Genomic DNA, 22,277 nt, shown 5'->3' on the forward strand with positions numbered 1-22,277 from the left:
GGGGCTCATGACCATATTCCGCCGCACGCTGTTGCTGTTGTCCGCTTCGAGTGTTTCCCTGGCCGCGCCGCTGGCGGCCGAGGCGCAGACCGCGCCCGGCGGGAGCGAGGGATTCACCGGCAGGATCGCGGTTAAGCGGGCGGACTCGGTGCCGGCCTTTCCCCGGCGTCCCGAGGCACCGAAAGGCGCGCCCAATGTCGTGGTGATCCTGCTCGACGATGTCGGTTTCGGCGCGACTTCGACCTTTGGCGGCCTGGCCCGCACGCCCAATCTCGACGCGCTGGCCAGGGACGGGGTGCGCTACAATCGCTTCAACACGACGGCGATCTGCTCGCCCACCCGGGCGGCGTTGCTCACCGGGCGCAACCAGCACCAGGTCGGCTTCGGCAATCTGCAGGACATCGCGGCCGGCTTCCCCGCCTACAACTCGATCTGGAAGAAGGAGACCGCGTCGATCGCGCGGATCCTGCATGACAATGGCTACAGCACGGCCGCGGTCGGCAAGTGGCACAACACGCCGCAGTGGGAGATCTCGTCCGCGGGGCCGTTCGATCGCTGGCCGACCGGGCTCGGCTTCGATCATTTCTACGGCTTCATGTCGGGCGAGGACGATCAGTGGGAGCCGCATCTCTATGACAACACCACACCGGTGGAATCGCCGCAAAAGGCTGGGCTCGGCTATCACCTGACCAGCGACCTGGTCGATCATGCGCTGCGCTGGGTGGACGAGCATGACGCGCTGGCCGCCGCCAAGCCCTATTTCCTCTATTTCGCCACTGGCGCGGCGCACCAGCCGCACAATGCCCCGGCCGACTGGATCGCCCGCAACAAGGGGCGGTTCGATGGCGGCTGGGACAAGTATCGCGAGGAGGCCTTCGCGCGGCAGAAGCGGCTCGGCGTCATCCCTGCCAATGCGCAGCTCACCCCGCGCCCCGAGGGACTGCCCGCCTGGGATAGCCTGAGCCCGGACCAGAAGAAGCTCTACGCCCGCCAGATGGAAGTCTATTCGGCCTTCGTCGAGCATACCGATGCCGAGGTTGGCCGGCTGATCAATGAGATCCGCAGCCGCCCCGGCGGCCAGAACACGCTGATCTTCTACATCGTTGGCGACAATGGCGGCAGCGCCGAAGGCGGGCTCGACGGTTCGATCGCCAACGAGGCTGCCTCGGGCACCGGGGGGCAGGCGAGCGCGGCGACCCAGCTGGCGCAACTCGACAAGTTCGGCGGCCCCGATGTCGCCAATCACTATGCCGCGGGCTGGGCCTGGGCGACGACCACGCCGTTCCAGTGGATGAAGCAGGTTGCCTCGCATTTCGGCGGTACCCGCAACCCGCTGATCGTGTCCTGGCCGGGGCATACCGATGTGCCCGGCTCGGTGCGTGGTCAGTTCGGCCATGTGAACGACATCGCGCCGACCATCCTCGACGCTGCCGGCATCGCCTTCCCGGAGAGCGTGGACGGCGTGAAGCAGATTCCGTTCGAGGGGCACAGCCTCGTCCCGACCTTCAAGGATCCCAAGGCGCCCGAGGCGCATCGCGAGCAGTATTTCGAGATATTCGGCAACCGTGCGCTCTATCGCGACGGCTGGGTGGCGGCGGCGCGCCGGCCCTATCTGCCCTGGAAGCTGATCGAGTCCGGCCTCAGCGTCTACACCAGCGACCCCGCCACGGATCGCTGGGAACTGTACCATGTCGATCAGGATTTCAGCGAAGCGAACGACCTGGCGGGCAAGGAACCCGCGAAGCTTGCCGAGCTCAAGGCCGAGTTCGAGAAGGAAGGGCTGCGTAACGGCGTCTTCCCGCTGCTGCCGGCCCCGGTCGGCGCGCCGGGCCTCTACGACAAGGCGGCTACCCGCTTCGCCTGGCAGGCGGGCATAGGCCAGCTGCCGCGCAACGCGCTTCCCGACCTCTCGGGTCGCGCGCATCGTTTCGAGGTGGATATCAAGGGGGACGCCGCCACCGGCAGTGGCGTGCTGCTCGCCGAAGGCGGCCGGCTTGGCGGCTTCGCGCTCTATGTGAAGCAGGGCAGGCTGGTGTTCGAGAACAACGCCTATGGCCAGTCCCACAAGACGGTGGTCGCGGGCGAGGCATTGCCTGCGGGGCCGCTTACCGTCGCCTACGAATATGTGCCCGATCTGGCCACTGCCAAGGGCACCTTGTTCAACCCGTCGGTGCCGGGCACGGTCACGCTCTACCTCAACGGCAGGCAGGTCGCCTCGGGGCCGATCGGCAAGTTCCTGACCGCCGTCGGTGCCTATTCCGAGGGTTTCGACATCGGCCTCGATCGCGGCTCGCTGGTCAGTGCCGACCCGGCGGGGCAGGCGCGCTACACCCAGACGCTCGGCGAAGTGCGGCTGCTGCTGAAATAGCGGGCAGGGGGCCGGTTCGGCCGGCCCCCGCCTTGTTGCGATCAGGCTTCGATGACCACCTGGTGCTGCTCGCCCAGGCCGGCGATCCCGAGCGCGATCCGGTCGCCCTTGTGGAGCCACACATTGGGGCTCTGCCCGAGCCCGACGCCCGGCGGCGTGCCGGTGGTGACGATGTCGCCCGGCTGAAGGCTCATGAAGCGGCTGAGATAGGACAGGATGAACGCCGGCCGGAAGATCATCGTCGAAGTCGACCCGTCCTGGTAGCGCTTGCCGTTGACCTCGAGCCACATGTGCAGGTCGCCCGTGTCGCCCACCTCGTCCGCGGTCATTAGCCAGGGGCCGATCGGGCCGAAGCTGTCGCAGCCCTTGCCCTTGTCCCAGGTGCCGCCGCGCTCGAGCTGGAAGGCGCGCTCGGAGACGTCGTTGCAGACGAAATAGCCGGCGATCGCCGCTTCGGCCTGCGCCTCGTCGACATAGCGGCATTCGGTGCCGACGACGAAGGCCAGCTCGACTTCCCAATCGAGCTTGGTCGATCCGCGCGGCTTCACGATCGGATCATTGGGCCCGGAAAGCGCGCTCGTCGCCTTCATGAACAGGATCGGCTCGTCCGGAATCGCGGCGCCGGTCTCGGCGGCGTGATCGGCATAGTTGAGGCCGATGCAGATGAACTTGCCCGGTCGCGCGACGCAGGCGCCGAGCCGCGGATCGCCCTCGACCAGCGGCAGGCTCGCCGGGTCGATCGCGCGAAGCCGCTCCAGGCTTTCCGGCGTGATCGTGCCGCCGTCGATATCGGCGACGACTCCGCTCAGGTCGCGGATCCTGCCGTCGGAATCGAGCAGGCCGGGCTTCTCGTCGCCGCTCGGGCCAAAGCGCAGCAATTTCATGTACGGAACTCCTTCAATCGCGGGATCAGTTGGTCCAGCCGCCATCGATCACATGGATCTGGCCGGTCGTGAATGCAGCGTCGTCGGACGCGAGATAGAGGGCGAGGGCCGCGACTTCCGATGCCTGGCCCAGCCGCCCCATCGGCTGGCGCGCGACAAAGGCGGCGAGCGCGCCTTCATAGTCGCCGGTCGCGCGCAGGCGCTCGTGCAGCGATGGCGTCTCGATCGTGCCCGGGCAGATCGCGTTGCAGCGTATGCCCTGGCCGACGAAATCCGCCGCCACCGCCTTGGTCAGGCCGATGACGCCCGCCTTGGTCACGCCATAGGCGAAGCGATTGGGCACGCCCTTGATCGAGCTGGCGACCGAGGACATGTTGACGATGCTCCCGCCGCCGCGCGCGATCATGTCCGGCAGCGCCGCCCGGATGATCCGGTACATGCTGGTGAGATTGAGGTCATAGGCGAGCGACCAGTCCTCGGGCGAGCAATCGAGGATCGTCCCGCCCGGCACCGCGCCGGCGCAGTTGAACAGCACGTCCAGCGGTCCGGAAAGCGCCAAGGCCTCGGCGATCGAGGCATCGTCGCGCACGTCCAGCCTTGCCACCTTGCACCCGGCCAGGCCCGACAGGCCGTCCAGGTTGATGTCGGTCGCCCATACGGCGGCGCCCTCCGCGGCGAAGAGCTCGGCGGTCGCCCGCCCGATCCCCTGCGCCGCCGCGGTCACCAGCGCGGTCTTGCCCGCCAGCCGGCCAGCTTTCGTCATCTCATGTCTCCGTCAGGGCTGTTGGTCGTGTGCCGCATCGGCACCGAGAAAGGTCATGCGCATCTACCGATCCGTCGGAAGGGGAGCGTCCGGGGCGATCAGGCCCGCATCGCGGAGCCCGTGCCAGAATTCCGCCGGGATCTCGAAGGCGTGCAGCCGGATCGTATCCTCGACCTGTTCGGGCGAGCCCAGGCCGAGCAGCACGCTGGCCACCGCGGGATGGGCAAGCGGGAACTGGAGCGCGGCGGCAGCCAGCGGCACCTGATATTCCCGGCAATGCGCTTCCAGCCGGGCGACGCGCGCCACGATATCGGCCGGTGCCTCGCCATAGTCGTAGCGCGGCGCATGGCCCGGCGCGGTGCCGGTGGCGAGGATGCCCGAATTATAGGCGCCGCCGATGATGACCGAGACCTGCCGCGAGAGGCAGAGCGGCAGGAACTGCTCCAGCGCACCCTGCTCGAGCAGCGTATAGCGGCCGGCGAGGAGCATGACGTCGCAGTCCGCGTGCCGCAGCACCTCAACGCCCACCTGCCATTCGTTCGCGCCTACGCCGAAACCGGCAATGGCGCCTTCGCCGCGCAATCGCTCCAGCGCCCTGAGGCCGCCGCCCTGGGTCAGCTGATCGAAATACCGCCCATTGTCCGCGCCGTGGGTGCGCACGCCGATGTCATGGACATAGAGAAGGTCGATCCTGGCGAGGCCCAGCCGCTGCAGGCTGTCCTCATGGGAACGCAGGACGCCGTCATAGCTATAGTCGAAATGCCGCTCGAAGGGCAGCGGCGAGCGAAAGCCCTGCCGCTCGGCATCGCCGCGGAGCGTGGGGTCCGCGCGGAGCAACCTGCCCACCTTGGTCGAGAGCACAACGCCTTCCCGACCGCGCAGCACATCACCGGTGCGCCGCTCGCTCAGCCCGTGGCCGTAATGCGGAGCGGTATCGACATAGTTCATGCCCGCTGCGAGCGCGTGCTCCAGCGTGGCCCTTGCCTCCAGATCGCTGACCGGCTGGTACAGGTTCCCGAGGGGCGCCGCGCCAAATCCGATTTCACTGACTTCGATGCCTGAACGGTGAATCTTGCGGCGTGCGATCATGCGTCGGGATGCTCGTCGAGCGCGAAGATCCGCGTCATCGGCAGCCATTTCGGGCCGTCGGCCGCGATCGGGCGCTGATAGGCGTCCATCGCGGATTCCCACTCGGCGATGACGGTCTCGAGCGCGGGGTCGGACGGAGCGAGCCCCTCCGCCGGAACCTCGGCCAGCATGACCAGCCGATCGGCGACGCGCCAAATCTCCATTTCGCTAAAGCCGCGCTGCCGGATGTCGCGCAGCACCTGAGGCCATACCGCGCCGGGCGCGTGACGCGCCTCATAGGCGGCGATCAGGTCGGGATCGTCTTTCAGGTCGAGGGCGAACAGGGCACGTGTCACTTGGCAGGTCCTTCGCGAAGCCGCAGCACGGCAAAGGCCAGCACGCCGGCAAAGGCAAGCATCGGCACGAGCATCATGTGGTGTACGCCGCCGATCCGCTCGGAAACGATCCCCATCAGCGGGGGGAACACCGCGCCGCCGATGATCGCCATGATCAGGAAGGCCGAACCGCTCTCGGTCTCCTCGCCCAGCCCCTCGACGCCAAGCGCGAAGATCGTCGGGAACATGATCGACATGAAGAAGCTGGTCAGCCAGAGCGCGCCCACCGCCGGCATGCCCGATGCCAGCGCCGCGAAGCCGCAGAGCAGCGCGCCGGCCGCGGCATAGATGGCAAGCAGCTTCGCCGGGGCGATCCGCCGCTGCAGGAAGGCACCGCTGAACCGGCCGATCATCAGCATCGCCAGGCTGGCCGAAAGCAGGAACGCCGTCGTGCGCTCGGTAAGCTGCGGGGCCTGCGACTTGGTGAAGTCGATGAAGAAGCTCCACACGCCGACCTGTGCCCCCACATAGAGGAATTGCGCGATGACGGCCGCGCGCAGCCAGCGGTGGCGCAGCACCGCGAACATCGGGCGGCGCGGGCCCTCGCTCACCTTGGCATGCGCGATGACCGGGAAGCGGGTGAAGGCGATGAGCAGGCCGATCAGGCAGACCACCAGGCCGATCGCGATATAGGGGCCCTGCACCGCGGTCGCCGCGGCGGACCGCCAGGCGGCGCGCTCGGCCGGGGTCATCGCCAGGATCTGCGCCTGGGTCCGCTCGTTCGAGGAGAAGATGAACAGCCCGCCGACGATCGGGCCCAGGATCGCGCCGACGCCGTAGAAGGACTGCGCCAGGTTCAGCCGGGAGGAGGCCGTCTCGGGCGCGCCGAGGATCGTCACATAGGGGTTCGATGCGGTCTCCAGAAAGGCGAGGCCGATCGCGATCACGTAGAGCGCGACCAGGAACAGGCTGTAGCGTTCCGCCGCCGCTGCCGGATAGAAGAGGAAAGCGCCACCGGCATAGCAGGCTAGGCCGATCAGGATCGTGTTCTTGTATCCCAGTCGCCGGATCAGCAGGCCGGCCGGGATCGCGGCGCAGAAATAGCCTACATAGAAGGCGAACTGGATCAGGCTCGCTTCGGTGCGGGTGAGGTCCAGCGCCTTCTGGAACTGCCGGATCAGCACGTCATTGAGCGCTGCCGCCAATGCCCAGGAGAAGAAGAGCGACGTTACGAGCGCGAAGGCGACCACATAGCGGCGCTCGACGATCGGCGGTGCGGCAACGGAGGCGCGACTGGCCATTCTCGGATTTCCTCCCCCCGGCGGTGCGGGATGCACTTTTTATAATTGCGTATTTAAAATACAAGTTCATAGGAAAAAACAATAGGTCGACCCGGTGATTGCGGCCTCTCCCTGAAATTTCCTGTCCTCGCGCGAGCGATTGCGGTGTCGGCCCGATCCTGTCGAAGTGGGGCAGGGCGAAGAGACGTTGCAGCGCAACGGGTCCGGTCCGCAAGCCCGGCAATGTCCCATTGGGCCCGGGCTGCGCCCGGATGGGCCGTTTCCAATCGCACCGCCCGCCGGCCCTGCTGGGCAGGATCGCACGCGCAATGTCCCTGTCGGGCGGAGCAGAGGCCCCGCCGCGCATTCAGGCTGCCTGCTCGCGGCCGGGACGGTGCTGATAGCGGGTCAGCGTTTCCGGCTTCATCTCGATCGAGAAGCCTGGCCGTTCGGGCGGCATATAGGCCGCCGAGCGGATCACGCAGGGATCGAGGAAATGCTCGTGCAGATGGTCGACATATTCGATCACCCGGCCCTCGCGCGTGCCGGCGAAGCAGAGATAGTCGATCATCGCGAGATGCTGGACATATTCGCACAGGCCGACGCCGCCGGCATGCGGCCAGACGGGCAGATCGTATTTCGCGGCCATCAGCAGCACCGCCAGCACTTCGTTGACGCCGCCCAGGCGGCAGGCGTCGATCTGCACGACGTCGATTGCCGAGCCCATGATGAACTGCTTGAACAGGATGCGGTTCTGGCACATCTCGCCGGTCGCGACCTTCACCGGCGCGATGCCGGCGCGGATGCTGGCATGGCCCAGCACGTCGTCGGGGCTGGTCGGCTCCTCGATGAAGAAGGGTTTGGCGAAGGCGAGGGCGTTGACCCAGTCGATCGCCTGGCCGACTTCCCACACCTGGTTGGCGTCGATCATCAGCGTGCGATCGGGGCCCAGCACTTCGCGTGCGATGGCGACGCGGCGCTTGTCGTCCTCCAGGTCGATGCCGACCTTGAGCTTGATGTGGCGGAAGCCGGCATCGACGGCTTCCTGGGCCAGGCGGCGCAGCTTGTCGTCGTCATAGCCGAGCCAGCCGGCCGAGGTGGTGTAGCAGGGATAGCCTTCGGCGCGGAGCAGGGCGATCCGCTCTTCCTTGCCGGCGGCGCGTGCTTCGAGCAGGGCGAGCGCCTCTTCAGGCGTGATGCAATCGGTGATGTAGCGGAAGTCGATCGCGCGGACGAGTTCGGCTGGCGACATCTCGGCGACCAGGCGCCACACGGGCTTGCCATCGGCCTTTGCCCAGAGGTCCCACACCGCATTAACTATCGCGCCGGTGGCGAGATGGATGGCGCCCTTGTCGGGGCCGATCCAGCGCAACTGGCTGTCGCCGGTGATGTGGCGCCAGAAGGCAGCCGGCTCGGCGCGGATCGAGTCGAGCGACTGGCCGACGACCAGCGGGCGGAGCGCCTCGATCGCCGCGACGCAGACCTCGTTGCCGCGCCCGATCGTGAAGGTAAGGCCATGCCCGCTGAGACCCGGCGTATCGGTCTCCAGGATCACATAGGCGGCCGAATAGTCCGGATCCGGATTCATCGCATCCGAGCCGTCCAGCGAGAGGCTGGTGGGAAATCTGATATCCAGCACGCGCAGGCCGGTGATCACGGTCATTGGCGGTTTTTTCTCTGTGACAGGGGAAGCGAGTGTCGGGCACTAAACGAGGCCTTCCATATTGCGACGACAGTATTTTGTATATGGAAATATTGTTTCCAGATGAAATCTGATCCGATCCGGATGGACACATTTCGCGCATGTCTTCGGTTCCGATCAAGCGGACTCGATCGGGTTGGGCCGGTGCGGGGGGGTGCTTGTCGCCGGCGGCGCCGCTAGCTGGCCTTGCGGCTTCGGCGTGGACGTTTCGGCTGGGGCACGGAAAGGGTGGGGACCACGGGTGCTTCCTCGCGGTCGTACCAGCCGAGGATGGTCGAAATATCGAAGGCGGCGACCTTCAGCAGCGCGAGCGTTTCTTCGAGCGACAGGTGCGGTGCGTCGTCGATCACCGCCAGATACGGGATGGTGAGCGCCGCCACCACCTGGCCGCTGAACCCGAAGATCGGGCAGGACAGGTCGGACACACCCGCCAGCCGCGAGCTCTCGATCGATTCATAACCCTGGGCGCGCACCTCGGCCAGGCGCTCGGCGAGCTGACGGGAAGGGGGCGCGCCCAGCACTTCCAGCCGGCGGGCCTCGTCCATGAACGCCAGCAGCACATGCCCCGAGCAGCTGGTCTCCAGCACGATCTCGGTACCCAGCCGAACGGCGAAGCCGGTGGGGCCGGAACTCTCCTGGCGCGCGACGATCAGGCCGCGGTCGCCATTGACGACGGCGAGGTGGCAGGATTGCATCGTTTCTGCGGCCAGGGCGTGCATGCGCGCCGCCGCGACATAGGTGAGCTCCTGCGCCGGCGTCGCGCGGTGCGCGAGCTCGAGCAGCTTGTAGGTCACCCGGTAGCGGTCGTTCGTCGCATCCTTGTGCAGCCATCCCCGGCGATCCAGCGCGACCACCACGCGGAAGAGCTCGCTCACCGAGCGGCCCAGCCGCTGCGCGATCTCGGTGATGGTCAGGCCGAACGGTTCGTTGCCGAGCAGCTCGATCACGTCGATGCCCTTCTCCAGGGCGGGAGCGCTGTAGTTGGGCGCGGCGGACTTGTCGTCCGGCTTTGCCTGCTTCTTGGCCGGCTTGTTCTGCGATGCGGGCTTTGGGGGCATCAGGCGACGCTAGCGCAGCAAAACCGGCTTGTCATGCCGGCACTGACTGGAGATCCGTCAGTTCCGCGACGAAGTCATAGGCGTCACCGCGATAATAGGACTGGGTATATTCTACCGGCCGCCCGTCGCCGAGGAAGCCGCACCGCTCGATCAGCAGCCCCGGCGTGCCCGCATCGACATCGAGCAGCCGGGCCTGGGACTCGGTGAAGGGCACCGCGCGCAGGCGCTGCAGCGCGCGGACCGGCCGGTGATCGGTGCGGGCCAGTGCCGCGTAGAGCGATCCCGAGACCTCATGGATCCCGTCCAGGCAGAAGCGGGGCACCGTCGAGAATTCGAGCGCCATCGGGGCGTCGTCGGCGATGCGGATGCGGTGGAAGCGCAGCACCGGCTCGCCGGGCGACAGGTTGAGGTGCATCGCCTCGGCCGGCGTGACCGTCCCCTCCGCGCGCAGGATCCAGCTGCTGCGCGCCAGCTGCCGCCGCGCCGCCACTTCCTCGGAAAAGGAGCTGATCCGCGAGAAATCCTGCTCGATCCGCCGGGTGACCGTGGTGCCGGCGCCCTGCCGCCGGGTGAGCAGCCCGTCCTCGGCCAGCTCCGCGATCGCCTTGCGGATGGTGATCCGTGAAAGGCTATATTCGGCGGCAAGGTCGCGTTCCGGCGGCAGCGTCGCACCGGGTTTGAGCCGCCCCTCGGCGATCGCCGTGCGCAGCAGCCGGGCGAACTGGGCGTAGAGCGGCTTGCGATCCCGCAGCACCAGCATGCCCAGCGAGGACCCGGCGTACGCCGCCGCCGGGGCAAGCACCGCGCGCGGTTGCGGGCCGAGCAGCGGAATGCTCGCGCTCATGCCGCGACTCGCGTGTCGACGAGACCAATTGCATCCTCGGCATGGCCTCTCCGCTGCCCGCACGGTCGCGCCGCGCCCAAGCCTCGATCGTCCATTCTGCCCCCTCATCCGGCTCTGGTTTTCAGGCGTAACATCAAGATCAATCTGACAAATGCCACGTTTCATTTTCATATGCAAAATTAGTTTCCAAAAAACCGTTGCGTGATTGGTTCGTTCGTGGTTACACACTGGTCCCTAGGCGCCCCGAAGCTCGGATTCGCAGAATCGGTCGGGAGAGGCGCTGCAGAACAATTCTGTATCCGCAGGAAATGCCGGGCTGGCGGTGCCAGTCCTGCGATGCAAGCGAGGGGGGTTAAACGAATGAATCTACGGCTTAAGTTCCTGGTCGGTACGGCGCTTACCTGCGCCGCGGTTCCGGCCTATGCGCAGGATTCCGTTCCTTCGCGCGACGACGGCGAGATCGTCGTCACCGGCATCCGCAAGAGCCTTCAGGACGCGATCGAGACCAAGAAGCGCGCCAATTCGATCGTCGACGTGATCAGCGCCGAGGATGTCGGCAAGCTCGCTGACAGCAACGTCGCGGAATCGCTGTCGCGCCTGCCGGGCGTCACGGTCGACCACCAGTTCGGCGAGGGCGAGCAGCTCTCGATCGCCGGTGTCGAGCCCGCGCTGAACCGCCTGACCATCGACGGCCACTCGGTCGCCTCGGCTGACTGGGGCGGCAACCCCTCGGATCGCTCGAGCCGTTCGTTCAACTACTCGCTGCTCTCGCCCACGATCATCAGCCAGGCGGTGGTCTACAAGACCCCCGAGGCACGCCTCCAGGAAGGCGCGATCGGCGCGAGCGTCGACATCGTCACCCGCAAGCCGCTGGACCTGAAGCCCAACACCGTCGCGCTGACCGGCGGCGGCGAGTATAACAGCCGTGCCAAGCGCGGCAGCTTCCGCGGCTCGGCGCTGTACAGCTGGCACAATGAAGACGAGACGATCGGCTTCCTCGGCGCGGTCAACTACGACAAGGAACAGCTCAGCCGCGCCGGCTCGGCGGTCTATTGGTATCGTACCGGTGATGCGCTGCTCGATCGCTACCCGAAGGACGCCAACGGCAACATCATCTACGGTGCGGACGGCCGCGTCACCAGCGGTCCGACGCTGAACGGCCAGCTGCCCAACGCCGCGATGATCGCCGAGTTCAGCAAGGCGCGCGTCGCCTCGTTCCTCGCCCGCGAATTCTTCAAGCAGGAGCGCGAGCGCATCGGCTTCTCGGGCGCGATCCAGGTTCGCCCGGCCGACAACCTCACGCTCACCGGCACCGCGCTGGTGATCCGCGGCAATTACGACAACCTGTCGAACTCCGAATATACCTATGGCTATGAGGGCTCGCTCCTCCAGAGCGCGACCTATGCCGACGGCATGGTCACCTCGGCGACCTTCGCTGGCATCACCAGCGGCAATGGCGCCACCGGCCAGCTCGACACCAACTTCCGTCGCACCCGCGTCAAGAACGACTCGCTCACCTTGATGTTCGACTGGAAGCCGGGCGACTGGGTCGTCACCGGCAACTTCGGCGGCACCCGCGCCTCGGGCGGCAAGGATCCGGAATATCTCCTCGATTTCCGCACCAAGCAGGGCTTCACCTCGGGCACCAACGGCCAGGACACCTATGTCAACTGGCAGTATCCGGCGAGCGACGCTTCGCGCTGGCTGAGCAACTACACGGCGCTCGGCGGCGAGAACCAGACCGAGGCGGCGGTGCGCGCGGCCAATGGCGGCAACCCGTTCTTCGGGCGCCAGATCGGTGGCATCACCTACGCCGAAAAGACCCGCGACAACGAGCTGTTCGGCCAGGCGGACGTCAGCCGCAAGGTCAATCTCGGCCCGATCACCGAGATCCTGTTCGGTGCGCGCTTCGCCAGCCACACCAACAGCAACACCACGGTCGGCGGCGCGACGTTCACCAACCAGAACTTCACGCTCGCCGATCTCAACCCCTATGTCCTCGACAGCAATCTGTATGATGGCCTGGGTGTCAGCGGCAACGGCACGCCCTATGCCACGCTCGATGCCGATGCGATCCGCGCGACGCTGGAGAAGTACGGCAATATCAGCGTGAGCCGCGGCCTCTCGAAGGACCAGTATTTCCACGTCAAGGAAACGATCGTCTCGGGCTATCTGCAGGCCAATTTCGAGGCCGGCCGTTTCCGCGGTAACATCGGCGGTCGCTATGTCTTCACCCGCGACCAGTCGCAATTCTACGTGCAGAGCGGCGGCGTATTCGCACCGACCCAGGTGAACACCGACGACAACCGCTTCCTGCCGGCCGCGAACCTGATCTTCCAGGCGGGCGAGAATGTGGTGCTGCGTGCCTCGGCGGCGAAGGTGATGGCGCGCGCGCGCTACTCGGATCTCGCAGGGTCACTCTCGCTCGACGACACCACCCGCTCGGGCAGCGGCGGCAATCCCGATCTGAAGCCCTATGCGGCGACCAATTTCGGCCTCTCCGCCGAATGGTATTTCGCCCCGGCGAGCTACATCTCGGGTGAAGTCTTCTACCGCGACGTGTCGAACTATATCGGCAACGCGGTGCAGGACGGCGTCAGCCTCACCAACACGGTGACCGGCCGCACGCTGGAATACTCGATCTCGCGCCCGGTCAATGGCGGCAAGGCAAAGGTGACCGGCTTCTCGCTCACTGCGAACGCCAATCTGTTCTGGGGCTTCGGCATCCAGTCCAACTACACCTTCACCGACGCCGATACCGGCTCGCCCACCGGCCTGCCGTTCCTGTCGCGCGACACCTTCACGCTCGTGCCCTATTTCGAAAAGGGTCCGTTCCAGGCGCGTGTCAGCTTCAACCGTCGCTCGAAGTACTTCTATCGCTTCGGCCGCCAGCAGTCGCAGGATTATACCGACGGCTACAGCCAGCTCGACGCGTCGATCTCGTACAACCTCACCGACAAGCTCCAGGTCAGCGCCTCGGCGTCGAACCTGCTCGACGAAACCTATTACCAGTACAGCTCGGATCCGAAGTTCCCGACTTCGGTCTACAAGAACGGTCGCGTCTACTCGCTGAGCGCTTCGTTCCGCATGTAAGTGTGCCCCGGGCGCGGCGGCGTTCTCGCCGCGCCCACCCTTCCCAAGTCCCTTTGCGATGCCGGTGTCTCCAAGTCTGGCATCCCACACTAGCCGCCCCTAGCTCTGCTAAGGGCGGCATTTTTGTGTGTGCGCTGGTGCACGCGGGGCGAGGAGATCTTCTCGCGGTTCCAGGGTGGGCCGAAGGTTCCAAAACCTCGTCACCCCGGCCTTGTGCCGGGGGCCACCGGGCGGCGAGGGCAGAATTCGAGAGTTCCGGTTCAGCGCGTGCGGCACCGTGGACCCCGGCACAAGGCCGGGCCGACGGCGGGAGGCAGGCGATGACGATCTTTCCATGGCAGAGGCTGGGTGGGAGCTGCCTGTCCGCTCCATAGGCACGACTTGGATAGCGGACAGATCGCATGTTACCTTTGGAAATGCTCGCTGTCGTTCTCATCGCTGCATTGCAGACCCTCGAAGCGCCACCGGAGCCGCTGAAGGGCCAACTCCAATCGGCTATTTGGATGGATCTGCAGAGGAATGCGATGATCGGTAACGGCGCTCGCCTGGCCTCGCTTTGGTATCAGGCGGGAAGTGACACCGCTCCGAACCTCCACATCCAGGCGCTGGCATGCGCGAAGAGTCGCTCTGGTCAGCGGTGCTCGTTTGTCCTGTATCGTGACGGCGGTGCGGTCAGGGTAATGAATGAGACGGCTCCGGATACCTTGGCTTGTGTCGCTGACTTTGTGCGAGCGGACGGGGCATGGAGTGTTGTTCACACGCGTCCCCCTAGAAAAGGGGGCCACTCCAAGACTTCCGTGCGATGTAAGACCTGAACGTCATAAGCGACTGCTTTTGACCCTGTTCAGCTCCAGCTCGAACGATCGACTTTGGGGCGTGAGCTGCCGTTCGAAGATGTCTCGCACCGACGGCAGCTATGGTGTGGTGGAGTCCAAAAGCGGATTGGCAGCTAACGGTCCACTCCCGGCCCGAACGGCACAATGACGGCAATCTCGCCGCTGGCGCACCGGGTCAGGGCACGAATTCGGGTGCCAGCTTCCCGACGATGCCGTTCTCGTCGCCCTTCTCGCGCCGGGCGCTTGCCGGCGTGCCGCTGCAAAGCGGCAGGAGCGCCGCGTAGACGCTGTTGTCCAGCCCGTATTGCGTGCCGGTGTTGCCGTCGAAACTGCTAACCTCTTCGCGGATCAACCGGAGGCCGTCGAGGCGCCCTTGTGCGATCGTCACGTCGTAATAGGCGGTGCGATCGGAATTCATGATGTTCTTGCCGCACCGCATCACGGCAGCGGCCTGCAGCATGTCCGCGCCGGAACCGGTCCGCGGGAAGACGAAAATGCCGACGCGGAGCTCATCGCCGCTGCGTTCCAGCGTGTTGAGATCGGCAACCACCACCGTGCGATACCCCGGCGAGTTCAGCACCACGAAGTCATCGGCGCGCGCCTGCGACGCAGAAAGCAGGGCCACAAACGATGCCGAGACCGCACTCATCGTCCCCAATTTCATCTTGCCTGCCCCCTGGTCCCAAGCCCGCCAATCGATCCTGCCAGCGAACGAAAGGCGTCACAAGCGCTCGATATCCGGGCGTGAGCGACCGGTCCGCTTTACGGGCCCACGTCCTGGTGGGCGGCAGGGCGCCGCCCGCGCGTCATGACCAGGCGGAACACCACCCCAACCACCAGCCAGCCGCCCAGCAGCGCATAGGGCCGCCAGTCCGCTTCGAAGCCGACCAGGATCAGCGCCAGCGCACAGAGCGTGCCCGCATAGGAAACCAGCCGCATCGGGCCCGGGGCCAGCTTGAACGCGGCGGCCGCGTACAGCTCGGGATGGCGCTCGGTCACGCGCGCGGCGGACAGGCAGATGCTGGCATATTTGAGCAGGTTGGGGATGTTGACCGCCAGGAACAGGAAGGTCAGCTCCATCGGCAGGAACAGCCCGACACAGCCGATCGCGAACACGGCGATCAGCGCGACATAGGGCGTCTTCCAGCGCGGATGGACCCGGGCAAAGGCGGCCGGGAGCATGCCGGCGGTGCCCATCGCGTAGAGGCTGCGGCTGAACATCGCGAACATCGCGTTGAGCGACTTGCCGATCGAAAGCACCGCGGCGAGCACGATCAGCGGCGTCGCCACCGGGCCCATGAACTGCTTTGCGGCGTCGAGGATCGGCGCCTGGCTCGCGCCCAGCGCCGGTGCGCCGAGCACGCCCAGCGCGACGAAGCCGACCGCGAGGTAGAGCAGGGTGGCCGATCCGATCGACAGCGCGATGCCCAGCGGAATGGTCCGCCGGCTGTTGGCGACTTCGGCGCCCGCTTCGGTCGCTGCCTCGATGCCGAAGAACAACCCCATCAGCAGCGGGGTTGCCGCGATCATCCCCTGCCAGCCCTCAGGGAACATCGGCTCGAAATGGTCGAAATTCACCGCCGTCGCGCCGCCCCAGGCCACGAAGATCGCGAACAGGATCAGCATGCCGGTCAGCAGGATCTTCTGCGCGCGGGTGGCGATATGGACGCCGAACAGGTTGAGCAGCAGCGCCAGCAGCAGCGCCAGGAACATGGTCGGCTTCACCGGCAGCGGCACCAGCATCGAAGCGTAGCGGACCAGCACCAGCGACAGCACCACCATCGCCCCCATGTTCGCGATGATCCGGGCCCAGGCGATGAAGAAGCCCCAGTTCGGGCTCAGGAAGCGGGCAGGCCAGGCGAAGGACGCGCCCGACACCGGCAGCGCCGAGCCGAGAAAGGCGTAGCTGACTGCGATCAGGTACATCGGCAGCGCGGCGATCAATGCCGAGAGCAGCATCGCCGGTCCCGCGATCGCGGCGGCCGGGGCGATAGCCGAGAAGATCGAGACGCCTACCGCCGTCCCCAGCCCCATCGCGATCACGCCGCCAAGGTCGATGCCCTTGGCCAGCTTCTCGTCGCCCGCGCCCTCGCTCACTGCGCGGCGCCCGCGATCAGGAAAGCGCGGATATCGGCGACCAGCTTCTGCCAGCTCGCATCGTCCGAATAGGCGACATGGCCGGCGGGATAGCGCGCGTTCCGGTAGCGCTCGGCGGGAAGCGCGGACTGGGCGAACAGATAATCGGCGGCGCCCACGGTGGTGGTCAGGTCGAACAGCCCGGTACCGACGAACAGGCGCATCCTGGGGTTATCGGCCATGTTCTTCTCGAGCTGCGCCATGAACGGCCAGTCGTTGAACGGGGAATCGCCGGCGCCATAGGCCCAGTCGCCGGGGAAGCGCGCGATCACCTTGTAGGCCGAGGGGTCGGCGACGCCGATCCGCTTGAGCTCGCCCAGCACCGCCTTGCCGTACAGGTCGGAGACTGCCGAGAAAGCATCGGGGCCGACGATCTCGCCGGCATTGGCGGGGCGCGGCGCGGTGTAGCGCGCGTCGTAGCGGCCGAGCACCTTGCCTTCGGCGCGCAGCAGCTCGGTGCGGAACTGCTCCTTCGAGATGCGCAGGTCGTGCGCCAGGTAATAGGCGCGCGGGATGCCGGTCAGGTCTTCGAGCTTGGTCGCGATCTCGGCGCGGGTGGCGGCGTCGAGCGCCGCGCCGCGGAACAGCGCGTTGAGATAGACAGGTCCGAACGCGGTCGCCTCGGCGGCGCTCTTGGCGGGATCGCAGCCCGTTGGGCGCTTGTGGTGGTAGCAGGCGATGGCGGCGAGGGTGGGCAGCGAGATCGGATAGGTGATGACATTGTCCGGCCGCTGCGACGTCTCGATCATGTTGAGCGCCTGGCCGAGCAGCAGCACGCCGCGCACCTGCAGCGCGGGGTCGCGCAGGCGCAGCGCCTCGACCATCGCGGCGGCGCGGATCGTTCCATAGCTCTCGCCCAATATGTAGAGCGGCGCGCCGGTGCGGCCGTGCGCGGCCAGCCAGGCCAAAGCGACCTGCGCCACCGCATCGGTATCGCCCTTCACCGACTGGTAGGTGCCGCGATCGGCATCCTCGGCGAAGCTCGAGAAGCCGGTGCCGGGCGGATCGAGGAAGACGAGATCGGCAAGGTCGAGCAGGGTCGCAGGATTGGCCGAGACACTGGCGTCGGCGGGCAGCGGCGCGGCCGGGTCCTGCGGCACCTGCGCGCGCATCGGGCCGAGCGCGCCCATGTTGAGATAGGCCGAGGCGGCGCCCGGGCCGCCGTTGAAGATGAAGAGCACCGGCCGATCGGCGCGCGCCGGGCCGGTATAGGAGATGTATCCGGCGGTCGCGTCCTGCTTGCCCGGCTTGCTGGCGACGGGCACCAGCCCGACCTCGGCCTCGACCTTCACGGTCTTCCCGGCGACCTTCACCGCCTGCTCGCTGCGGGCCTGGACCTGTGCCAGCGCGGCGTTGCCGCTCAGCAGGGCGGCGGCAAGCGCGGTTCCGGCCAGCAGCCGCCTGATATTCCCCCGCATGCTCATCCTCCCTGTTGTTCCCGATAGCGGATCAGGCCTTCGGTCAGGGCCTGCAGGCCATAGTCCACTTCCGCCGGTGCCCGGGCGAAGCCGATGCGGATATGCCCCGGCGCGCCGAAATACTCGCCGGGTGCTACGATCACGCCGCAGCGGTCCGCCAGCCATTCGGAAAAGGCGATGCTGTCCTCGATGCCGACCAGCCGGGGGAAGGCGATGCAGCCGAAATCGGGCAGGGCGCCTTCGAACAGTCCTTCGTCGAGCCAGTGGCGGTGATAGGATTCGATGATCGGCCGCGCGCGCGACATGATCCGGCTGCGATAGCCGTCGAACATCTTGGGCTGCTCGAGCACCAGGGCGGCGAAGGCGTGGGCGAGGTTGGAGACGCCGAAGTCGATCTCCTCGGCCAGCGCGCGGATCCGCGCCATCCGGCCGGGCTCGCCGACGATCCAGCCGCAGCGCAGCGTGCTGAGCCCGTGCGACTTGGTCAGGCTGCTCACGCTGATCAGCGCGGGCGACAGGCTGGCGGCGGGCAGCGGGCGCAGCGCCGCGTCGACATAGTCGCCATAGACCTCGTCGACGATCACGCTGATCCCCCGCGCCTCGGCGATATTGCCGATCGCGATGAGGGTCTCGCGGTCCAGCGCCATGCCGGAGGGGTTGTGCAGGTCGGATAGCACGATCAGCCTTGTCCGCGGGCCGATCCGCGCGGCGAGCTCGTCGGGGTCGATCGTGAACCGGTCCCCGCGCCGCTCGAAGCGGTCGACGCCGAAGCCGTGGGTCTCGGCGATCTTGTGGAACAGGTCGAAGCCGGGATTTTCCACCAGCACCCGGTCGCCCGGCGCCAGCATCGCGCGGTAGATCAGCGACAGCGCGCCGGTCGCGCCGGTCGTGCACAGCACCTGCTCCGCCGGCACCTGGTAGCGGTGGGCGAGTTGCTCCACCACATAGGGATTCCCGCTGGCGAAGGCGCTGGTGTAGCGCGAGGTGATCGGTTCCGAGAATCCTTCGAGGATGATCTGGCGCAGCAGGTCGAAGGGTTCCGGCACGGAACTGTCGAACAGGCTCACCAGCAAATTGCGCTCCGAACGGACGGCGCGGATCACCCGGCGCACCCAATGCGAATAGGATTCCCCAACCGGCGCCCCGGCGCCAGGGATATCCGCTTCGCCCAGGGCCGCGGGGGAAAGGTCGGTAAATTCCGGCCGGTTCATGTTCTGGTTCGTTTTCCGTCCGTGCCTGGGGTCAAGCCTGTGGGGTGCCGCCCGGCATTGTGCCGGGCGGCCGAGGGATCACTTGAGCTTGATGGTAGCGCCGACGAAGAAGCGCCGCCCGAGAATGTCGCCATAGGCGATCTGCGGGTAGGACGGTGCCTTGTCGGTGAAGTTGTCCACGCCGGCGCGCAGCGCGAAATTGCCGAGATCGTACTGCGTCGAGATGCTGTGGACCACATTGGCGCTCAGCATCGGCGTCGGCGTCGTCTCGATCGTCGCGTTCGCCGCCGAGCGGGTGCGGCCGCGATAATCGAGCTGATAGGTCAGCCGGAACGGCCCATTCTCATAGACCGCGTTGAACTGCCCCACCCATTTCGGGCTGAGATAGGTGTCGTCGGTCCGCGTGAAGGTCGTGCCGGTCACCGACCGCGTCAGCAGCGCATTGTGCGTCGCCACCGCGCGCAGCCCGAGCTTGCCGATATCGCCGCCGCCGAACACATCGGCCAGCGCGAAGCGATAGTCGATCATGTAGGTCTCGCCGCGATACTTGATCACGCCCGCGTTGAAGGTGGTGGTGGTGCCGGTCAGCACCGAGCCGCCGATCGCCGTCGCGCTCGGATTGGCGATGCGCGAGAAGGCGCTGCACACCGCCGCGTCCGGGCTCGCCTCGTCATAGCAGGCCGCCATGAAATCCTCGGTCGTGAAGGGCGACAGGCCGTCCTTCAGATCGATCTGGACGCGGTCGGCGCTCACCGTCAGCCCGGGCACGAAGCGCGGCTGGAACACGAAGCCATAGGTCAGCGTGTCCGAGATCTCGTTGCGCAGGCCGGTATTGCCGCCGCTGGTGATCGTCGCGATGCTGAAATTCTCGGCCGGATCCTGGAAGCGGGCGAGCCGCTGGGCGGCGCTCAGCCCCGCGCCGGTGCCGTCGGGATCGACGCCATAGCCGGGGTTGGCGGCGAACAGCGCCAGGCAGTTGGCCCGGCGCGCCGCCGGATTGGGCCCGCTGTTGATCCGGTCGGCATCGCAGGGATCGAAGCCCACCGAGCCGAGCCCGCTCGAGGTCGGCGCGAGCAACTGGGTCAGCGTCGGCGCGCGGAAGTTTCGGCTGCGCGAGCCGCGCAGGGTCAGCCCACTGGTCACTTCCCAGCGCAGCCCGACGTCCCACACATTCTCGCTGCCGGCGAGCGAGTTGTCGACATAGCGGAACGCGCCCTTCAGCTCGAGCGCCTTGACCAGCGGCAGGGTAAAGCCCTTGCCGATCAGCGGGATCGAAAGCTCGGCCGAAAGCTCGTCGGTATTGTAGCCGCCGGACTGGGCGATCTGGGTCGATCCGTCGCCGAAGGTTCCCTGCAAATTGGCGGCGAGCGGCGAGAAGCGCGCCTTCTCGTCGCGATGCTCATAGGCGGTGCTGAACGCGACATCGCCCATCGGCAGGCTGAACAGCGAGCCGCCCAGCGTCGCGAGCAGGTCGACCTGCTCGTTGGTCCAGTCCATGCCCGCGCGGGTGCTCACATAGTCGCGCGCCGCCTGGCTCACATTGCCGCGGCCGAACGGATTGATCGGGGCGCAGCTCGCATCGTCGTTGGTCGTGATGGCATCGGCATTGATCGCGCAGACCACCTTGCCGCCGCTCAGCACCGCGTTGATCGCGTTGTTGTAGCGGCTGTTGATCACTTCCCAGGTGCGCTGCTTGCCCTCGACCCGGCCATAGCTGCCCGAGACCGACCAGTAGAAGTTGCGCGCCCCGATATCGAAGTCGCCGTCGAGCGTGACGAGCGCGCGATAGGTGTCGGTGGTGGTGGTGCGGGTGGCGTCCGGCACCAGGTCGTAGAAATACTTGGACAGGTACAGCGGCGCGCCGGCGGCGAAGGTCGGCGAGATCGCGCTCAGCGCCGCCTTGGCCTGGGCGGTCAGGAAGCCGTTGTTGATCGTGAAGGCGATCGGCCCGGCATAGGTGCCGGCGTTCAGCGTGGTGCGGCTGTTGCCCTGCGGGATCTCGCTGCCGGTGGTGCGTGCGAACAGCAGCTCGGTCGAGATCTTCATGCGATCGGTCAGGTCGTAATGGCCGATCAGGTTGGCGGTGTAGCGCTCCACGCCGGTGCGCAGGCCGGCCAGCTCCTGGTAGGCGAAGCCGTCGCCGCCCGAGGCGAAGGGAATGCCCTGGATCGTGCCGGTGTTGTAGGCGACGACATTGCCCGCGGAATCGAACTGCAGCGCGCTGCCGCTGGCGTTGCGCGCCAGGAAGTTGGGCGGCGGCGCCGGGCGGGTGAAGATCACGCCATTGCCGTTGAACGGCCAGAAGGCGGCGTTGAAGATCTCCTTCACCGAAGGGATGCCGTCGCTCGGGCCGGTATCGGCCGAGTTGCTCACGGTCAGGCGGCCGAGATTGGACAGCGGGCGATCCGAGAAGCGCAGGATCGGCGACTTGGACCAGCCCACATCGATCGCGACATTGCCGCGGCCGCCGGCGAAGTTGGTTCCGGCGGTGCCGCGCAGGCTGTAGGTGGCGTAATCGCCGCGGCCCGAGATGCCGGTCTGCCCGTCGAGCACCAGCCCGGTGAAGTCGCTCTTGAGGATATAGTTGACCACGCCCGCGATCGCGTCCGAGCCGTACACGGCGGCGCCGCCGCCCTGATAGACTTCGACGCGCTCGAGCAGGCCGAGCGGGATGATGTTGGAATCGACCTGCGCGTCGCCCACGCCGCCGGGATCGCCGATGCCCGAGCTGCTGGTGACCATGCGGCGGCCATTGACCAGGGTCAGCGTGCGCCCGGCGCCCAGGCCGAACAGGTTCGGCGCCTGGATGCCCGATCCGCTCGCCTCGCCCGATCCGTCGGCCTGGTTGAGCACCGGAACGTTGGAGGGCAGGTCGTTCAGCGCGTCGGCGGCGCTGGTATAGCCGCGATCGATCACTGCCTGCTGGCCGATCACGGAGACCGGCGCGGCATTGTCCGATTCCGGGCGGCGGATGCGCGAACCGGTGACGATGATCGGCTCGCCGGCTTCGCTTGCGCCGGTGTCCTGCGGCGCGGCCTGCTGTGCCAGTGCCGGCATTGCGGCCATGGCGGTGAACAGCGCCGTCGATGCCATCAGCCGGCGCGCGATGCGGGTATGTGTGTTTGTCATGCTACCCCTTGCTCCCTGAAATGCGTTCCGGTGGCCTGTGCGGCTCTTTCCCGGATCCGCATCAGAATAGGCGGGCGGCGCGGAATTTTTTGCCGAAGCCACGCCCGGGAGCGAAAAATATGAAACAAATTCGCAATGTCTGGGCGGGTGAG

Annotated in this window: 15 protein-coding genes; 2 read left to right on the plus strand and 13 right to left on the minus strand. The window is 66.8% G+C overall.

Annotated features, from left to right (window positions below):
- Positions 1-7 precede the first annotated feature (7 nt).
- Positions 8-2,368 (plus strand): arylsulfatase, encoded by a 2,361-nt coding sequence (locus AC1RJ5_RS19365; protein WP_493115164.1) that lies wholly within the window; start codon positions 8-10, stop codon positions 2,366-2,368.
- Positions 2,369-2,409: 41 nt separating this feature from the next.
- Here the strand turns inward: AC1RJ5_RS19365 and AC1RJ5_RS19370 are convergent, their stop codons facing one another.
- The 8 genes from AC1RJ5_RS19370 to AC1RJ5_RS19405 form a co-directional block, all read right to left on the minus strand.
- A complete protein-coding gene (locus AC1RJ5_RS19370) occupies positions 2,410-3,252 on the minus strand; it encodes a fumarylacetoacetate hydrolase family protein (protein WP_493115166.1) in 843 nt (280 codons plus the stop codon).
- A 25-nt stretch (positions 3,253-3,277) separates the two neighbouring features.
- Positions 3,278-4,015: an SDR family oxidoreductase gene (locus tag AC1RJ5_RS19375; RefSeq protein WP_269576311.1), complete on the minus strand. Its 738-nt coding sequence runs from the start codon at positions 4,013-4,015 to the stop codon at positions 3,278-3,280.
- Between the two features lie 63 nt (positions 4,016-4,078).
- A complete protein-coding gene (locus tag AC1RJ5_RS19380; protein ID WP_269576310.1) occupies positions 4,079-5,104 on the minus strand; it encodes an aldo/keto reductase in 1,026 nt (341 codons plus the stop codon).
- A complete protein-coding gene (locus AC1RJ5_RS19385; protein WP_269576309.1) occupies positions 5,101-5,439 on the minus strand; it encodes an L-rhamnose mutarotase in 339 nt (112 codons plus the stop codon). Before AC1RJ5_RS19385 ends, AC1RJ5_RS19380 begins: the two co-directional genes overlap by 4 nt.
- The gene (fucP, locus tag AC1RJ5_RS19390; RefSeq protein ID WP_493115169.1) at positions 5,436-6,719 is read right to left on the minus strand and encodes an L-fucose:H+ symporter permease; all 1,284 of its coding nucleotides are present in this window, start codon (positions 6,717-6,719) and stop codon (positions 5,436-5,438) included. The genes AC1RJ5_RS19385 and fucP overlap by 4 nt, the downstream gene beginning before the upstream one ends.
- A gap of 346 nt (positions 6,720-7,065) precedes the next feature.
- The gene (locus AC1RJ5_RS19395) at positions 7,066-8,361 is read right to left on the minus strand and encodes an L-fuconate dehydratase (protein ID WP_493115171.1); all 1,296 of its coding nucleotides are present in this window, start codon (positions 8,359-8,361) and stop codon (positions 7,066-7,068) included.
- A gap of 215 nt (positions 8,362-8,576) precedes the next feature.
- Positions 8,577-9,458 carry an IclR family transcriptional regulator gene (locus AC1RJ5_RS19400; protein ID WP_269576306.1) on the minus strand — a complete coding sequence of 294 codons (882 nt, stop codon included), beginning with the start codon at positions 9,456-9,458 and terminating at the stop codon, positions 8,577-8,579.
- A gap of 31 nt (positions 9,459-9,489) precedes the next feature.
- Positions 9,490-10,218 carry a GntR family transcriptional regulator gene (locus AC1RJ5_RS19405; protein WP_493115820.1) on the minus strand — a complete coding sequence of 243 codons (729 nt, stop codon included), beginning with the start codon at positions 10,216-10,218 and terminating at the stop codon, positions 9,490-9,492.
- Between the two features lie 444 nt (positions 10,219-10,662).
- On the opposite strand from AC1RJ5_RS19405, the gene AC1RJ5_RS19410 reads away from it, so the two are divergent.
- Positions 10,663-13,395, plus strand: coding sequence for a TonB-dependent receptor (locus AC1RJ5_RS19410; RefSeq protein WP_493115173.1), 2,733 nt, complete (start codon positions 10,663-10,665; stop codon positions 13,393-13,395).
- Between the two features lie 1,011 nt (positions 13,396-14,406).
- Here the strand turns inward: AC1RJ5_RS19410 and AC1RJ5_RS19415 are convergent.
- From AC1RJ5_RS19415 to AC1RJ5_RS19435, 5 genes are all read right to left on the minus strand, one after another.
- Complete coding sequence (locus AC1RJ5_RS19415) at positions 14,407-14,895, minus strand: hypothetical protein (protein WP_493115175.1); 489 nt, start codon at positions 14,893-14,895, stop codon at positions 14,407-14,409.
- A gap of 98 nt (positions 14,896-14,993) precedes the next feature.
- Entirely contained in the window at positions 14,994-16,328 is a 1,335-nt protein-coding gene (locus AC1RJ5_RS19420; RefSeq protein ID WP_493115177.1) for an APC family permease, read from the minus strand.
- A complete protein-coding gene (locus AC1RJ5_RS19425) occupies positions 16,325-17,785 on the minus strand; it encodes a S10 family serine carboxypeptidase-like protein (RefSeq protein WP_493115180.1) in 1,461 nt (486 codons plus the stop codon). The genes AC1RJ5_RS19420 and AC1RJ5_RS19425 overlap by 4 nt, the downstream gene beginning before the upstream one ends.
- Positions 17,786-17,787: 2 nt before the next feature.
- On the minus strand, positions 17,788-18,897 hold the full coding sequence (locus AC1RJ5_RS19430) for a pyridoxal phosphate-dependent aminotransferase (RefSeq protein WP_493115182.1): 1,110 nt from the start codon (positions 18,895-18,897) through the stop codon (positions 17,788-17,790).
- 177 nt (positions 18,898-19,074) lie between these two features.
- On the minus strand, positions 19,075-22,125 hold the full coding sequence (locus AC1RJ5_RS19435; protein WP_493115184.1) for a TonB-dependent receptor domain-containing protein: 3,051 nt from the start codon (positions 22,123-22,125) through the stop codon (positions 19,075-19,077).
- Positions 22,126-22,277: the final 152 nt, after the last annotated feature.

This window comes from Sphingomonas sp. GW822-FHT03G08 (assembly GCF_058801135.1).

Excerpts from the sequence above, each read along its gene's own strand:
- AC1RJ5_RS19365 (WP_493115164.1), top strand. The coding sequence starts at position 8 with ATGACCATATTCCGCCGCACGCTGTTGCTGTTGTCCGCTTCGAGTGTT.
- AC1RJ5_RS19370 (WP_493115166.1), bottom strand. The coding sequence starts at position 3,252 with ATGAAATTGCTGCGCTTTGGCCCGAGCGGCGACGAGAAGCCCGGCCTG.
- AC1RJ5_RS19375 (WP_269576311.1), bottom strand. The coding sequence starts at position 4,015 with ATGACGAAAGCTGGCCGGCTGGCGGGCAAGACCGCGCTGGTGACCGCG.
- AC1RJ5_RS19380 (WP_269576310.1), bottom strand. The coding sequence starts at position 5,104 with ATGATCGCACGCCGCAAGATTCACCGTTCAGGCATCGAAGTCAGTGAA.
- fucP (WP_493115169.1), bottom strand. The coding sequence starts at position 6,719 with ATGGCCAGTCGCGCCTCCGTTGCCGCACCGCCGATCGTCGAGCGCCGC.
- AC1RJ5_RS19395 (WP_493115171.1), bottom strand. The coding sequence starts at position 8,361 with ATGACCGTGATCACCGGCCTGCGCGTGCTGGATATCAGATTTCCCACC.
- AC1RJ5_RS19400 (WP_269576306.1), bottom strand. The coding sequence starts at position 9,458 with ATGCCCCCAAAGCCCGCATCGCAGAACAAGCCGGCCAAGAAGCAGGCA.
- AC1RJ5_RS19405 (WP_493115820.1), bottom strand. The coding sequence starts at position 10,218 with ATGCTGGTGCTGCGGGATCGCAAGCCGCTCTACGCCCAGTTCGCCCGG.
- AC1RJ5_RS19410 (WP_493115173.1), top strand. The coding sequence starts at position 10,663 with ATGAATCTACGGCTTAAGTTCCTGGTCGGTACGGCGCTTACCTGCGCC.
- AC1RJ5_RS19415 (WP_493115175.1), bottom strand. The coding sequence starts at position 14,895 with ATGAAATTGGGGACGATGAGTGCGGTCTCGGCATCGTTTGTGGCCCTG.
- AC1RJ5_RS19425 (WP_493115180.1), bottom strand. The coding sequence starts at position 17,785 with ATGCGGGGGAATATCAGGCGGCTGCTGGCCGGAACCGCGCTTGCCGCC.
- AC1RJ5_RS19435 (WP_493115184.1), bottom strand. The coding sequence starts at position 22,125 with ATGACAAACACACATACCCGCATCGCGCGCCGGCTGATGGCATCGACG.